This window comes from Shewanella sp. 1180_01, assembly GCF_052850535.1.
On record NZ_VXCT01000003.1, the window covers coordinates 115,666 to 130,564 of the forward strand.

9 protein-coding genes and 1 pseudogene are annotated in these 14,899 nt (G+C 46.6%); 7 read left to right on the top strand and 3 right to left on the bottom strand.

Features of this window, described 5'->3' with window-relative positions; all coding sequences use genetic code 11:
• The first annotated feature begins 122 nt into the window (after positions 1-122).
• Positions 123-3,320 carry a DUF2339 domain-containing protein gene (locus FW758_RS03750; RefSeq protein WP_446444669.1) on the top strand — a complete coding sequence of 1,066 codons (3,198 nt, stop codon included), beginning with the start codon at positions 123-125 and terminating at the stop codon, positions 3,318-3,320.
• A 120-nt stretch (positions 3,321-3,440) separates the two neighbouring features.
• On the opposite strand, the gene FW758_RS03755 is transcribed toward FW758_RS03750, so the two are convergent.
• Both FW758_RS03755 and FW758_RS03760 read right to left on the bottom strand, forming a co-directional pair.
• Positions 3,441-4,739: an O-acetylhomoserine aminocarboxypropyltransferase/cysteine synthase family protein gene (locus tag FW758_RS03755; RefSeq protein WP_446444670.1), complete on the bottom strand. Its 1,299-nt coding sequence runs from the start codon at positions 4,737-4,739 to the stop codon at positions 3,441-3,443.
• 196 nt (positions 4,740-4,935) lie between these two features.
• Positions 4,936-6,348, bottom strand: coding sequence for an aminotransferase-like domain-containing protein (locus tag FW758_RS03760; RefSeq protein WP_446444671.1), 1,413 nt, complete (start codon positions 6,346-6,348; stop codon positions 4,936-4,938).
• Positions 6,349-6,505: 157 nt separating this feature from the next.
• Between FW758_RS03760 and FW758_RS03765 the strand changes: the two genes are divergently transcribed.
• The 4 genes from FW758_RS03765 (at position 6,506) to FW758_RS03780 (ending at position 10,271) form a co-directional block, all read left to right on the top strand.
• A complete protein-coding gene (locus FW758_RS03765) occupies positions 6,506-7,840 on the top strand; it encodes a cytochrome ubiquinol oxidase subunit I (RefSeq protein ID WP_446444672.1) in 1,335 nt (444 codons plus the stop codon).
• Positions 7,841-7,900: 60 nt separating this feature from the next.
• Positions 7,901-8,908, top strand: a complete 1,008-nt coding sequence (gene cydB / locus FW758_RS03770; RefSeq protein ID WP_446444673.1) for a cytochrome d ubiquinol oxidase subunit II — start codon at positions 7,901-7,903, stop codon at positions 8,906-8,908.
• A 101-nt stretch (positions 8,909-9,009) separates the two neighbouring features.
• On the top strand, positions 9,010-9,144 hold the full coding sequence (locus FW758_RS03775) for a DUF2474 domain-containing protein (RefSeq protein WP_446444674.1): 135 nt from the start codon (positions 9,010-9,012) through the stop codon (positions 9,142-9,144).
• 725 nt (positions 9,145-9,869) lie between these two features.
• Positions 9,870-10,271 carry a GreA/GreB family elongation factor gene (locus FW758_RS03780; protein WP_220778021.1) on the top strand — a complete coding sequence of 134 codons (402 nt, stop codon included), beginning with the start codon at positions 9,870-9,872 and terminating at the stop codon, positions 10,269-10,271.
• A 775-nt stretch (positions 10,272-11,046) separates the two neighbouring features.
• On the opposite strand, the gene FW758_RS03785 is transcribed toward FW758_RS03780, so the two are convergent.
• Positions 11,047-11,823 (bottom strand): AraC family transcriptional regulator, encoded by a 777-nt coding sequence (locus tag FW758_RS03785; RefSeq protein ID WP_446444675.1) that lies wholly within the window; start codon positions 11,821-11,823, stop codon positions 11,047-11,049.
• Positions 11,824-12,200: 377 nt separating this feature from the next.
• On the opposite strand from FW758_RS03785, the pseudogene FW758_RS03790 reads away from it, so the two are divergent.
• A pseudogene (locus FW758_RS03790) lies at positions 12,201-13,093 on the top strand (DMT family transporter).
• 163 nt (positions 13,094-13,256) lie between these two features.
• Positions 13,257-14,888 carry a methyl-accepting chemotaxis protein gene (locus tag FW758_RS03795; protein WP_446444676.1) on the top strand — a complete coding sequence of 544 codons (1,632 nt, stop codon included), beginning with the start codon at positions 13,257-13,259 and terminating at the stop codon, positions 14,886-14,888.
• Positions 14,889-14,899 lie beyond the last annotated feature (11 nt).

Sequence of the window (14,899 nt, forward strand, 5' to 3'; positions counted from 1 at the left end):
ATTCGCTATGGCTAGCCGAAATCCCCTGTCGCAAGTACAATCCAATTGCAAAGGTGCTTAAGTCCTTAAATTCTTAAGCGCTGAATGTTTTAAGCTATTAGGCACTTAACTAGGATTGAGATATGCCGTTAAAGGATGACGTCGCACAACTAAAAGCTGAGCTGGCACAATTACAGTCGCTGCATTTATCGCAGCAATCTTCGCTCAGCCGTCAATTGGCAGAATTTTCAACTAAGCTCGATACCTTAAGTCAGCAAATTGCGACTGAAGACGCCTCTGATACCACTATCAGTATGGCGGCAGATGCAGTATCGATTGCGGCTGTGCTCCCTGCCGCAGGTAACACGCCCGCATTAGCCTATGCGGCACACACACCAATCCTTGAGTCTACTCCCGTAGCGGCTACTCAAGCAGACCCCAACCCATGGCAGCAAAACGCTTTGCAAGAAGACCCTTGGCAAAGAAACACAAAAAATACCTCAGCAGAACAAACCGCCAAAACCAGACACCAAGCGCAAGACCAACAACTGAGTGATGAAGTCAAATTACAGGCAAGCGTGCAAGTGGCGAGTCAATTTGACGATCTGTTATCCCAAGGATTAGCGACCATCATGGCGCCCTTTGGCGCAATTACCGAACAAATCAAATCCTTCTACCATCATTATCAAGCCAAGGGATTAGGCCCAGTCTTCTTGATGACAGTCGCAGGGATCATCACCCTGACATTAGGCTTTGGTTATTTACTGCAATATTCCATCAACCATTGGTTCTCAGAACTGGGCAAAGCGCTACTCGGGTTTGCCAGCGCGAACGCTATCATAGCTGGCGGGATTTTTATTCGCCAAAAACGTGCGGGCATGGCGGACTTTGGTTCTGGGATAGTCGGATTAGGCCTTATCCTTAACTTTCTCTGCGCTTACTTTATTGGGCCGTATTTTGAAATCATCCCCAATAGCGCGAGTTTTATCTTACTGTTAATAATCACTCTGGCAGGTTATGGTCTGTCGATGCGCTTAGATGCCAAAGTGATCGCCGTGATCGCCTTAGTCGGCGGCTCGACCGCGCCTATGATGTTGTTATCCCAAAGCTATACACCACTGCTGTATCTTCCTTATTTACTGCTTATTGGAATTGGCGCCCTTGCCCAAAGTTATAAGCTTAAGTGGCCGTTATTACTGGAAATCACCGCGCTGCTGCACATTGGCTGCATCGAAGCCTTTAGCTATTTTGTGCCACTGCCACTCACCGACTTTGGCGGTGGCAGTCTGCTGGCGCTTTTCAGTATTAATGCGACCTTTTATCTCTACGGCATCACCGGCCTACTATTTACCCAGCAGTTTAGCCATCAAGATAAACAACCAAGCAACACCCTAAGCCATCGCATGCTCGCTTTGCCAATAGCATTGCTCGCCTTTGTGCTATTCGAATTAACGCAATTCACTGAGTTCGCAGGGGAAATCTTCGCGATCAACGCGCTGATTTGTGCAGCCCTCTATTGGCAGCTAAAAAGCCGCTTAGAAAAAGCCCGCAGCGGCTTATTGTTAGTCTTGGCAGGAAGTTTTGCCGGATTTGCAGCACTGTATTTACTTAGCCATGATTTCCTCGGCTTAGTCTTACTGCTCGAAGCCTTATTACTGTTATGGATTGGCACCAAAGAAGAGCTGGTTTCAGTGCGCGCCGAAGCCTATGTATTACTGCTAATGGGATTAGGGTTAAATGCGTTTAGCGTGCTTGATAGCATGGCACTGTTAAAATCCAGCATATTAGATGCCTTGGCAATTTCAGCTTTGTCGGCCTTTGGCGTTTCGCTGATCGCACTGGCCTTAAGTTGCGCCGCCTTAGTCTTTGCCATTCGACTATTAACATTCACCCATGCGCCGCTTTCTGCGTTAGAACATCAGCTTTGCAGAATATTAAAAGAACTATTAAGCGGTTTTTATTTGGCGACAATTATCCTCGCGGCTTACCTTTTGAGCAGCGATTACTATCTCGCTATCTTGCCGCTAGTTAGCCTATTACTGCTGTACTTAAGCGTAAAGGACAAACTCGTTGTCAGCGAATTTGCCGCTTGGCTCTTGCTATTGCCACTGCTGTTTAAGGTCGTTGAAGGCATAACGCTCGCGGACAGTTTTAGCTTTAGCGCCCAGCCGCTTATGGCCAAACTGGCACGAATTGAGTTATTTACCGCCTTACTCTTGGCCCATTATTGGTATCGCCGCCACTATAAAGATGCCCTATTTGCTAAAGCCGCTTACAGCGTGCAAATCTGCTGTTACTTGCTGCTGCCGCTTATTCTGCTGCCCAAAGTTATCCGCAACTATTGGGAATATACCGCTATCGCCCTCTGGCTAAGCACCTTTATGAGCCTAGGTTTAGCCTATGTAGTTAAGCATAAGAGTTTGAACATAGAGGCCAAAATCCTCACTTGGCTAGCGGTTATGATGACAGCCTCGCTATGTCTTATTCACGCTTGGCAAGGACTCGCGGCGCTGACCGTTGGCGCCCTGTTTATGGGCTTCACCCTGCTTCGTTATCGCCAATTACCCGAAACATGGCGCCCCTTGCTGCAGCTACAATGGCAACTGAGCCCTTATTACTTTGCACTGGTATTAGCCGTGATCGTTTATGGTTTTAATCATTCAGAGCTCGTCGGAATAGCGATGACAGCGTTAGCCTTAAGTGGTTATTTTGCATTGCTGATCCAAAAAAGTTTAAGCAAAAGAGCTGAAGGCCAAGCCTCACATAGCATGAAATTAACCCTAGTCGCCGAAATCCAAGCCGCAATAAAGGAAAGCTATCATCTCGCCTATGGCCTAACGTTAGGCTTAGCCCTGTTGCCCATCATGTTGCATTTTGAGATCACACTTGGGCTTAATCGTGATAATGCCTCGTTTGTGTTAATCGAGTTTTTATCACTGGCACTCCTAGCAAGGCTTATCTTGCAGCACGGCGCAGCAATACGCTTGCATAGACGTATCTTGCCATTACAAGGACTTAAGTGGGGTTGGCATCTACTGCTCGCCTTGAGTTACTTCATGTGGAGTTATAGCTTCGATAGCATGATTGCCGCCCCACTCAGCGCGATTTTATTGGTTATCCATGGCAGTGTGTTGATGTTTATCAGCTTAAAACCACAAAATGCCGATATGATCCGCCTCGCCGCTGGGCTATTTATCCTATCGACGCTCAAGGTGCTATTACTGGATATGGCGTCCTTCGAGCTAGTGCAAAAGGTCATTGCCTTTATGCTGATCGGGGTTATTTTACTTACCGTTTCTTACTTCTACCAGAAGGCGAGAAATCGATTGCAGCAAGATTAACATCGTTTTAAAAGCACTAAAAAAGCCGCCATCGAATTGAATCGATGGCGGCTTTTTACTGTTAACGATTTAATAAATCGATGGGGTATCAGCTATTCGACATGGGCTATTCGATAAGAACTACTTGCTCACCAGTGCCTTATCGAGCGCCTGCGCCACATCGTTAATGATGTCGTCAATATGCTCAATCCCAACCGAGATACGGATAAGATCTTCTGACACGCCCGCCCGTGCCAGTTCATCGGCATCGAGCTGTCTGTGCGTGGTACTCGCAGGGTGACAGGCCAAGGATTTCGCATCGCCGATGTTCACTAAACGCAGGATCATCTGCAGCGCATCGATAAAACGTCCGCCGGCAATTTTACCCTCTTCAGGCGTGGCCGCTTTAATCCCAAAGCTGATGATCCCAGAAGCTTTTCCGCCAGTGATCTTGTGGCAATTATCCTGATAAGGGCTGCTCGGCAAGGCGCCGTAATTCACCCAACTCACCGCCGGATGCAACACCAAATATTCGGCTAATGCTAGCGCGTTCGAGCAATGGCGCTCCATTCTAAGGCTTAAGGTTTCAAGGCCTTGCAACAGTAAGAATGCGCTGTGCGGTGAAAGCGCGGCGCCGGTATTACGCAGCGGTACCACACGGCAGCGACCAATAAATGCTGCGGGGCCAAAGGCTTCTGTATAAACCACGCCATGATAAGAAGGATCGACTTGGTTGAGTAAGGCAAATCTTTCCTTATTGGCGACCCAATCGAACTTGCCAGAATCGATAATCACCCCGCCAATGGTCGTGCCATGGCCACCAATATATTTGGTTAAAGAATGAATAACGATATCGGCGCCATGCTCAAACGGGCGACATAACACTGGGGTTGCGACCGTATTATCGACAATTAAAGGTACGCCATGCTTATGGGCAATCTCGGCTAAACGTTGTAAATCAACAATATTCCCCGCGGGATTACCAATTGATTCGCAGAACAAGGCCTTAGTTTTGTCGTCGATCAGCTCATCGAGGCCTTCAAAATCATCGAAGGCCGCCATACGCACTTCTACGCCTTGGCGCGGCAGCGTATGGGCAAACAAATTGTAAGTGCCGCCATAGAGCTGACTGGTGCTGACAATATTATCGCCAACTTGAGTCAGGGCTTGAATCGCATAGGTAATCGCCGCCATACCCGATGCCACGGCCAGCGCACCTATGCCGCCTTCAATGGCTGCCAGACGTTGCTCTAGCACGCTAGTAGTAGGATTCATGATCCGCGTATAAATGTTACCTGCGACTTTCAAGTCAAATAAATCAGCACCATGCTGGGTATCATCGAAGGTATAAGAGGTGGTTTGATAGATAGGTACCGCGGCCGCTTTCGTGGTCGCTTCTGACTCATAACCGTAGTGTAATGCCAGTGATTCAAGCTTCATTTTGCCTTCCTTCAACAGAGTGCTGTCCTTGATCCAACCAAGAGGATTGCACAAGATTTGTGCATATTCAACAAGCTAACAGATAGACATCTGGAAGTCTAAAACTTTTTACCTCAGCATTTAACTTCTGACCGAAAACCCCAAACAACAAAGCGGGCTAACATAACAGGCTCATATAAAAAGCGAACCTAACGAGTTAGCACGAATAGTTACGGATGAGTTCGGCCAGCACTACGACAGCAGAGACTATCTCTGGCGAGCACTCGTATGAGGCATTCAAGCGCATAAAATGGCGGAACTCGACCTGATTACTAAAGAGATTTCCGGGAGCAATACTGATCCCGCGCTCAATCGCCTGAGAATAAATTTGTGTTGCATCCATGTGTGCAGGCAGCGCTAACCAGAGAAAATAGCCGCCTTGTGCAAAGTTAACTCCCACAGACTCGGGCAGATGTGCGCGCAATAACTGATACATGGCCAATTTGCGATCGGCTAACTTTTTACGTAACTGCTTCAAATGGCGCTCATATTGTGCCGACTGAATAAAATCGGCGATAGCAAGCTGCATGGGCGCGCTGGTCGATAGCGTCGACATAACTTGCAAGCGCTGTAGCTGCGGCGCATGCAGTCCCGCCGCCACCCAGCCGACACGATAACCTGCAATCAAAGACTTAGAAAATGAGCCGCAGTGCAGCACTCTTCCTTCGGTATCGAAGGCTTTTACTGGCCTTGGTGCACTAGAGCCGACATAGAGTTCTTGATAAACATCATCCTCAATTAAACTGACCTTATGCTCGTTTAATAACTGATAAAGAGCCTGTTTTTTAGTATCCGACAAGCTACAGCCAAGGGGATTTTGATGTTGACTCATCAACCAGCAGGCTTTCACTGGGTAGGTTTTTAACACTTCCGCTAGCGCCTCGAGATCAATGCCCTGTTGTGGATCCGTCGCGACCGCAATGGCCTTAAGCTTAAGCCGCTCAATCGCCTGCATCGCGCCATAAAAGGTCGGGGATTCAATGACTACCCAATCCCCCGCTTGAGTTAAGGTCGCTAAACTCAAGTTGAGCACCTCCATGGCGCCCGAAGTAATAATGATTTCATCGGGTGAAATGCTCATACCCAATTTGGCATAACGTTGGGAAATCGCCTTACGCAGTCCCGCATTCCCCGGCGGTAAATTATCGGCAGCAAAAGACGGTGACATGTGCCGAGTGACCTTAACTAACGAGCGCGCCAACGCTTGCTGCGGGAATAAACTGGGATCGGGAAAACCTGAGCCAAAGGGCACTATTCCAGCCTGTTTTGACGCCTGCAAAACAGAGAAGACGAACTCGTTAATATCCACTTTATCAGAGAGATAAATCTGCCGCTGATGGTCGGGATAGCGAAAGGTTTCTGGCTGCGGCGCCACTAAATAACCCGATTTTGCCTGCGCCGTAATCACGCCTTGGCTTTCCAATAGCTGATAGGCATTAAGCACTGTCATCAAACTCAAACCCGAATCGGCCACAGTTTGGCGCAGCGACGGCAACTTGTCCCCCGCCTGCCAGACGCCTTGGGCTATTCGTGTCTTTAATTCCTGCGCTAACTGCTCGTACTTCGCCATCTGTTATAGCTCATTAAATATATTCTGTGTCTGTTATAGCCAGCTTATCCCATGCTCTAATGGCACACAAGCTTTCACCGCTGGGCCAATATTAGGTTCAGTGGACACTGCATTAATGAATGCCTTTGTAACGAGACTCTTATCTCTCGAGGAAATTATGTTTGATTTTGATGCCACTGTACTTGCTAGGATCCAATTCGCTTTTACTATCTCTTTTCACATTATTTTCCCCGCCATCACTATCGGCCTCGCCACTTATTTAGCGGTATTAGAAGGCTTATGGTTGAAAACGGCGAATCAGGTGTACCAACAACTCTATCAATTTTGGTCGAAGATTTTTGCTATAAACTTCGGCATGGGTGTGGTCTCAGGCATTGTGATGGCCTATCAATTTGGTACCCATTGGAGCGCGTTTTCCGCCTTCGCCGGCAGCGTGACTGGGCCGCTACTCACCTATGAAGTGCTTACCGCGTTTTTCCTCGAAGCGGGATTTCTGGGGGTCATGCTATTTGGTCAGCAGAAGGTAGGCAAAAACCTGCATTTCTTCGCCACTTGCATGGTCGCCACGGGCACGATTATCTCGACCTTCTGGATCTTAGCGTCAAACAGTTGGATGCAGACGCCCCAAGGTTTTGAAATCGTAAATAATCGCGTCATTCCTGTTGATTGGTTTCAGATAGTGTTTAACCCTTCATTTCCCTATCGTTTAGCCCATATGACAGTGGCGGCGTTTATTTCGTCGGCTTTCTTTGTGGGCGCATCGGCGGCGTGGCATTTACTCAAAGGGAACGATACGCCCGCAATCCGTAAGATGTTATCTATGGCGATGTGGATGGCGTTAATCGTCGCGCCGCTGCAAGCTGTGATTGGTGATTTCCATGGTTTAAATACCCTTGAATATCAACCTGTAAAAGTCGCGGCGATGGAAGGCCATTGGCGTAATGAGGGCGATAAACCCACACCGCTGATCTTGTTTGCCATTCCTGATATGGACGCAGAGAAAAACCACTTCAGCCTCGAAATCCCAGGACTGGCGAGTCTGATTTTAAAGCACGATTTAAGTAAACAAGTGCCCGCCTTGACTGAGTATCCCGCCGAGGACAGACCCAATGTGTTGTTAGTGTTTTGGAGTTTTAGAGTCATGGTCGGCTTAGGCCTATTGATGATTTTTGCCGGACTGTGGAGCGCTTATCTCAGACGCAAAGACAAACTCTACAGCAATAAACACTTTCTGCGTTTTGTCTTGCTGCTCGGCCCCGCAGGACTGCTCGCGACACTAGCTGGCTGGTTTACGACCGAGCTTGGCCGCCAACCTTGGGTGATCCAAGGATTGATGCGCACTCAGGATGCCGTGTCTTCCCACAGCGTTACCCACCTGAGTATCAGCCTAGGAATTTTCATCGTCAGTTACTGCGGCATCTTCGGCGTGGGTTATAGCTATATGATGCGACTCATCCGCAAAGGGCCAGATATCGCGGCGACAAGCCATTAGCGTTAACGCAGATGGCACTCGCTTTACTTATTCAATCTTAAACATATTTAAGGGCTCACCATGGAATTCGATTTACCCTTGATTTGGTTCGGGATCATCATTTTTGCCACCTTAATGTATATCGTGATGGATGGCTTTGATCTCGGCATAGGCATACTGTTTCCCTTTATTCACGACGAGGACGACAGGGATATTATGGTTAATACCGTCGCCCCCGTTTGGGATGGTAACGAAACCTGGTTAGTGCTCGGCGGCGCTAGTCTGCTCGGTGCCTTTCCCCTCGCCTATGCCATAGTGCTCGAAGCGCTGACCATACCGCTGCTCATCATGCTGCTGGCACTGATTTTTCGCGGCGTGGCATTTGAGTTTAGATTTAAGTCGGGCGCAGAAGCTAAACTATTCTGGGATAAAGCGTTTATGTTCGGCTCTATCACTGCCACCTTTTCACAGGGCGTAGTACTGGGGGCGTTTATCTCAGGTATTTCTGTTAGTAACCAACAATTTAGTGGCGGAAGTTTCGATTGGTTATCGCCCTTTTCACTCTTCTGTGGATTTGGCCTTATGCTGGCCTATGCGCTGCTCGGCGCGACTTGGCTGGTGAAAAAATGCCAAGGCGAGCTTAAAACGACCATGCAACAACTTGGCAGAGCACTGACCTTATGCCTGCTTATGACCATAGGCTTAGTCAGTTTATGGACGCCTTTTGTGCAGCCCAATATTGCCCTGCGCTGGTTTAGTTTACCGAATTTATTCTATTTCGCCCCAGTGCCCATACTGGTATTAGCCTGCGGCTGGGCCTTGATGAAATCTTTGCGCCGCGATGATAACTATCAGCCATTTCTACTCACCTTATGCCTAGTTTTTTTAGGTTTTAGTGGGCTCGGGATCAGTATCTGGCCACACATTATTCCGCCCAATATCAGCCTTTGGCAGGCGGCCGCGCCCGATAGTAGCTTAAGCTTTATGCTCGTCGGCGCGCTGATGATCATCCCGCTGATTTTGGTTTACACCTTTTGGATCTACTACGTGTTCCGCGGAAAAGTCACTAAAGATGCAGGCTATCACTAGCCATGACTCAGGTAAAAGAGGCTTCCCAAAACGCGACCTAAGCTAATTTGGCTTAGGTCGCTAATTCACTTTAGATAACTTTACATATGCTGGAGATAAACATGACGACCCCAACTAAATCCCTCAGCTATCGACTCGGCTGGTTAGTGCTCATTTGGTGCACGAGCGTCAGTTGCCTGTTCCTCGTCTCCATGTGCATTAAAATACTGTTGAAAGGCGCGGGATTAATCACCTAAGTGGATACCCGATATTTACCATTTAAACGCACACATTAAGGCTTAATTCAGTTAGCTTGCATAGCGCTAAAATATACTTAAGTACTATAATCACCGAGCTAAGGGATTATTCGAGTGTACATTATTGAATGAGTACTTTATTTGAATGAGCAACTTTAGTGAATTAGTGCCTATTTATTTAATGGGTATTTCATCGCTAAACCCATCAGTGCTCGATTTATTTTACGCGTGCTAGGATTAAATTGACTAAGATTGGCATCAACACCAACAAAGTTAATTTAGTGTTAAATACATATTTACTGTAGATAAGTATATTCAGTAATGTGAACCTGGTTGGGCTTGCATTATTTTTTTACTTGGCCTATGGTATCAACCAAGTAAACATGGCTTATTTAGTTAACACTTTACTTAGTTAGCACTTTACATTATTTGCCATATTGAACGCTTAAAAAAGCAACCCATAGCACACACTTTTGACTGGAGATGTAAAACTATGTTTAGCACTGCATTTTCATCACTATTTCCCCATGTATTAGCGAGCACTCTTAGTTTAACCTGCTGCTTGGCTAAATTATTCCGCTTCTCACTCAAATTCCCAGTCTAAGCCGAGCGTCACTCGCGCTCGGCAGAACTTTAATACTCTTGTTAAATAAGCACTGAATCCAGTTATTCCTCTTTTTTAAATTCTTTGCTTGCACTTTTACTTGGTTATTTCAGAGGCGGAAATGGCATATTCCTTTTTTAGCGGTTTATTTCAGAATTTTATACTAAAAACCGAAACCTATTATTTACAGAACAGTTTTAATGCCTCCCTACGCCCAACTGCTTTGGCAGGCGTGATTAGCAAACTTGAGCAGCTAAAGCATGATGTGGCGAGTGATAAAGTGACTGTGGGGCGGGAGATCCGCTTAGTTAATCTGCAGGATCAACAGGAGTATCAAATTGAGCTCGTGTATCCACCAAAGCATAAACCCAGTGCAGGACGCTTCTCTGTTATATCCGATTTAGGCGTTAGCCTACTTGGGCGGTCAAAGGGCGAGTTGGCTGAAGTGAGTATTTTAGGCAAGCCAGTGCTGTTTATGATTAAAGATGTCAGTCTAGCGAAAAAACCTAAAAAAGCTAAGTAGCCAGCTGATTTAAGCAGCGTTATTTCTAATGGCTTTTAGTGGTTTATGTTGACTGAATCTACTCAAGTGTTGAGCCATTTTAGATGACGTAATTAAAGATATAGTGTGTTCTACTCCGTGACAACATACTTCAACTCGCTATTAGCGGCGGCTTCTAGCGGTACTTTTAACATAATTGGATAAGAAGGAATGTTATTTTGAAGTCATTAACTGGCCGCGTTATTTATTAAAGACAGGCATTAAATTAATTTAACACTGAAATTAACGCCTTTTGCCACTATTTACACTAAGTCATGGCAGCGCTTTAAGGTAAAACAGCAAAGGGGTTAAGAGGTTTAGGTTCGGCACCTCATCGTTAAATTACGTTTTATGTGTCCTTTATAAATAAACCGACTCAATTTAAGCCTGAAATAAAAATTGAGCCCAACTATCGAAACCGAATTGCGGCGCGGATTCGGATAGTGACCTTCACTTTGGAGTCTATATCTATGAGTAAAGAAAAAAACAAAAAACCGCCAATGAAAACCTTAAAAGAGAAGCGTCAGGATAAACGGAACCGCCAAAAAGCATCCGACTAATTTATCCACCAATGTAAAAAACCTTAAATCCTCTCTTTAAATAGGCCGAAAATAGGGTGCTAAATGCTTTGGCACCCTATTTTATTTCTCGGTTTTATCCGCTTATCGCCTCACAACATACGCTAGCGTTCGAATTAACAACAGGTCATTTTTCAACACACTAAGCTTATATGCCATCACACTAAACTTATGCGCCATCATAATCGACGGCGATACTGCTCCGGCGAGCACTGGGCATACTTTTTAAACATAACGATATAAGGTGAGGTTTGGTTATAGCCGAGCGTTAATGCCACCTCTTTTATAGCTAGCCCCTGACGCAGCAATTGTAATGAATAGATAAACTTATGCCTTTGCCTTAACTCGGTAAAACTCATCCCCAGCGCCTCTTGGCAACGACGAGCTAAGGTACGCTCTGTAGTGTGTAATTCATTGGCCCAAGATTTAAAGGTCTTAGGACTCGCAGGGGCGGCTTCGAGTGCCAGCAACAAGGGCTGTAACAGTTTATCTGAGACTGTGGGCAAAAATTGCGGCAGAGCTTGGCCGATAGTGAGCTGATCGAGCAAAACCTCAACAAGCCGTTTATCAGCTGCCGAGTTTGCCACTCTAACTTGCCGCTCCCGTAGGTCGTTAACGATCGATTGGGCAATGGATGTCACAGCTAACAAACAGGTCTCTAGGGGAAACGCCGCAGCCCGCTCGGCAACGATATTCATCGAACAATAATGGATACTACGCCGAGTGAAACTTTCATGCTCTATCCCCGCAGGAACCCAAATCGCATATTGCGACGGCGATAAAAACCGTTGCCCTGCGGCATGTAATTCCATGATGCCACCGCTGATTAACTGCAATTGTCCCCATGAGTGTTGATGCTTGGGCGTCACCGTATTAGGCAGGAAAGCTTCATAGTTAAAGAAGATATCCGCAACTGGCCCTTGCTCTGCCGTAAGGGGATGATAAACCGTACGCATTGTGTCTGTCCTCAAAGCCTTCTAGCTCAATACATTCTCTCGTTTAATAGTGCTCAACTGGTTTAATAGCTTTCAAGCAATCCTGATTTAATAGCACTGAAGCAATCTGGGTTTAATAGCACTGGTTTAATCGCGCTCAAGCGATTTTGCCATCCTATAGCACTCTGTCCGCCGGGGAACTGAGCTTGTCCGATTAGCAATATCTATATCATAACCGACCATGGATAATTGCCTGCAATGATTATCTGGATGCATAAGTAATACGTAGTAAGCAGAGTCTCTCGTTCTGAGTTACTCAGTTTTAGCCATGTAGACACAGTCGCTTATGCCTATTCACTCATGTCCAGCCACGTAAACCATTATCGAAAGGCAAAATCATGTTGTATTTGTTTCCCCTATTAGCCGTTTTCATTTGGGCAGGTAACTCGATAGTTAACAAGCTCTCATTTGGGATTATCGATCCTGAAGCCATAGCGTTTTACCGTTGGTTTTTCGCTATGTTGCTATTAACGCCCTTTGTCGCGGGTCGCGTATGGCAAAAGCGCCGAGTGATCTTGCCGCTGTTACCTAAGTTCGCGACTTTGGCCATGCTAGGTATGGTGCTCAACCAGAGTCTGGCCTATTTTGCGGCGGCCACCACCACGGCGACAAATATGGCATTGATCACCTCACTTGTGCCTATGATCAGCCTGTTTTTAGCCGTGCCCTTACTCAAGCAGAAGTTGTCGTCATTAGCCTTTGGTGGCACGCTGATCTCCCTCGTTGGCTTAATTTTTATGTTGAGCCACGGCGATATGATGAATCTTGCCATCGGCGTCACCCAAGGTGACTTGTTACTGCTGTTCAGCGCCTTTGTGTATGCACTCTATGGCGTATTACTGAAACGCTGGCAATTACCACTGCCCACTTGGGAATCGGTTTATATTCAAGGACTCATAGCTGTATTCATGCTGACACCGCTGCTGTTCAGTAGCCCGAGTATGGCGATCAGCACGCAATCGGCACCACTGATCCTGTATGCGGCAGTTGCGGCCTCGCTGCTCGCACCGTGGGCTTGGATCAATGGCATCAGCAAACTCGGCGCCGATCGCACCAGCGTGTTCTTTAATTTAATGCCGATTATTGCGGCGATACTGGCGGCCATTATCCTAGATGAAACCTTGGCCATTTATCATTACATTGGCGGCTCTATGGTCATTATTGGCGTCATGCTAGTACAGATAAAACCTATAAGCCAAAAGCCATCCCCACCTTAGCTTGCCCAGAATAACTTAAGCTAAACACCTAAGCCCTGGCTGCACAGTCGGGGCGATTCACTTTCGTTCAATGGACACAAAACTTCGCACCGAATCCCACCGCAATTTACTGCATGTAAAAGCAATTTCATCAATAACGGCTAAGCTATTTATTACGTTATTAATGGAGATGTTCCTATGTTTAACAGTATTCGCGCTAAGTTTTCGCTGATGTTTGCCATTATGGCGACAGCGCTCATTGTTATGACCGTCACAGACGCCATGCAAAGCCGTGCGACGGTAAAACAGATGCAAGAGTTCAGTCAGTTATTTAATCCTGCGATTTCGGCAATTCTCAATGCAGACCGCGATCTTTACCAAGCACAGCTCAGTGAAGAGGTGTTATTGAGGGAAGAATTATCAGCCGAGAATCGCAAGAGTGAAATTGATAACTGGCAAGAAAACGTCGACCAAGCCCGTGACCGAATGGGCGAGTTTAAAAAAATCCTTAAAGACCATCTGCTCGTACTGCAATCCACCAATGGCTTTGAAGCGCAATTTTCCCTTTGGTATCAAGCATCATCTGAAGTCATTAATGCCGTCAAAAGTAATGACTTTGAACGCGCGAAACAACTCCACGAAACCAAATCCAAACAAGAATTTAAAGCCTTAAGAAGCATCTACAATGCGGCGGGGGAAGCGGCCGATAACCGCGTAAAAGAGCTAGACTTACAAGCAACTGAACAGGCAACCATCCAAACCAAAATATCCCTCACCATAGCCAGCTTAGTGGCCATAGTCGCCCTGTTGATTGCCTACTTTGGCCCTAAAATCATCGTTAATGCCATTAAAGATATCACCAGCAGGATCAATGACATTGTTGATGGTGACGGTAACTTAACTCAGCGGATCCCGATCAAACGTCAGGATGAAATCGGTGAGCTTGCCCATGCCTTTAACTTGTTTGTAGAACAACTGCAGCAGATGGTTATCTCGATTATTGGTCAAACTAAGGATGTGAGCCAAACCGTTGAAAGCCTTGCGACTAAGTCCACCACCACAATCAACATCAGCCATGAACAAGAGCAGTTTGTTGATACCATAGTCACAGCAGTCAATGAAATGAGTGCAGCCGTAAGAGAAGTCGCCAGCAATGCCCTGCACACGGCGACCGAAATCACTAAGGTGAACGACCAGACGGTTGAAGGTAAAAATATCCTCGCCCAGTCCGTTAATCATATTCAGCAACTGTCTGAGTCGGTTAAAAATGCCGTGACTGTTATTGAGAAACTCTCAGTCAATTCTGCCAATATTGCCTCAGTGCTCGATGTGATCCGCTCTATTGCTGAGCAAACTAACCTACTCGCCCTTAACGCGGCCATTGAAGCGGCGCGTGCTGGCGAACAGGGCCGCGGCTTTGCCGTGGTCGCCGACGAAGTGCGTACACTAGCGAGTCGCACCGAAACCTCGACCCAAGATATTCAGCGTATGATTGAAGAGTTACAACGCGGCGTAAATGATGCGGTTAAAAGCATTGAATCGGGCGCCAGCCTGACCACATCAACCGTTACCCTCGCCAGTCAAACCCAAGATGCATTGGATGAAATCCTAAATTCCACCTCTAAGGTCAGCGAGATGTCCACTCAAACGGCAACGGCGACAGAAGAACAGACCCATGTAACCGAAGAAATTAACCGTAACTTGACTGAATTATCCGATAAAACAAGATACTGCAACTTAGTCATTCAAGAGACCCAACAAATCGTCGTCAACACTAAGGCTATTTGCAGCAACCTACAAAAAGAAGTGGCGCGATTTAAAGTCGCCTAAACGGACAGATT

What these genes read in the sequence shown, in the direction of transcription:
- FW758_RS03750 (WP_446444669.1), top strand. Translation starts at nt 123, where the DNA reads ATGCCGTTAAAGGATGACGTCGCACAACTAAAAGCTGAGCTGGCACAA.
- FW758_RS03755 (WP_446444670.1), bottom strand. Translation starts at nt 4,739, where the DNA reads ATGAAGCTTGAATCACTGGCATTACACTACGGTTATGAGTCAGAAGCG.
- FW758_RS03760 (WP_446444671.1), bottom strand. Translation starts at nt 6,348, where the DNA reads ATGGCGAAGTACGAGCAGTTAGCGCAGGAATTAAAGACACGAATAGCC.
- FW758_RS03765 (WP_446444672.1), top strand. Translation starts at nt 6,506, where the DNA reads ATGTTTGATTTTGATGCCACTGTACTTGCTAGGATCCAATTCGCTTTT.
- cydB (WP_446444673.1), top strand. Translation starts at nt 7,901, where the DNA reads ATGGAATTCGATTTACCCTTGATTTGGTTCGGGATCATCATTTTTGCC.
- FW758_RS03775 (WP_446444674.1), top strand. Translation starts at nt 9,010, where the DNA reads ATGACGACCCCAACTAAATCCCTCAGCTATCGACTCGGCTGGTTAGTG.
- FW758_RS03780 (WP_220778021.1), top strand. Translation starts at nt 9,870, where the DNA reads ATGGCATATTCCTTTTTTAGCGGTTTATTTCAGAATTTTATACTAAAA.
- FW758_RS03785 (WP_446444675.1), bottom strand. Translation starts at nt 11,823, where the DNA reads ATGCGTACGGTTTATCATCCCCTTACGGCAGAGCAAGGGCCAGTTGCG.
- FW758_RS03795 (WP_446444676.1), top strand. Translation starts at nt 13,257, where the DNA reads ATGTTTAACAGTATTCGCGCTAAGTTTTCGCTGATGTTTGCCATTATG.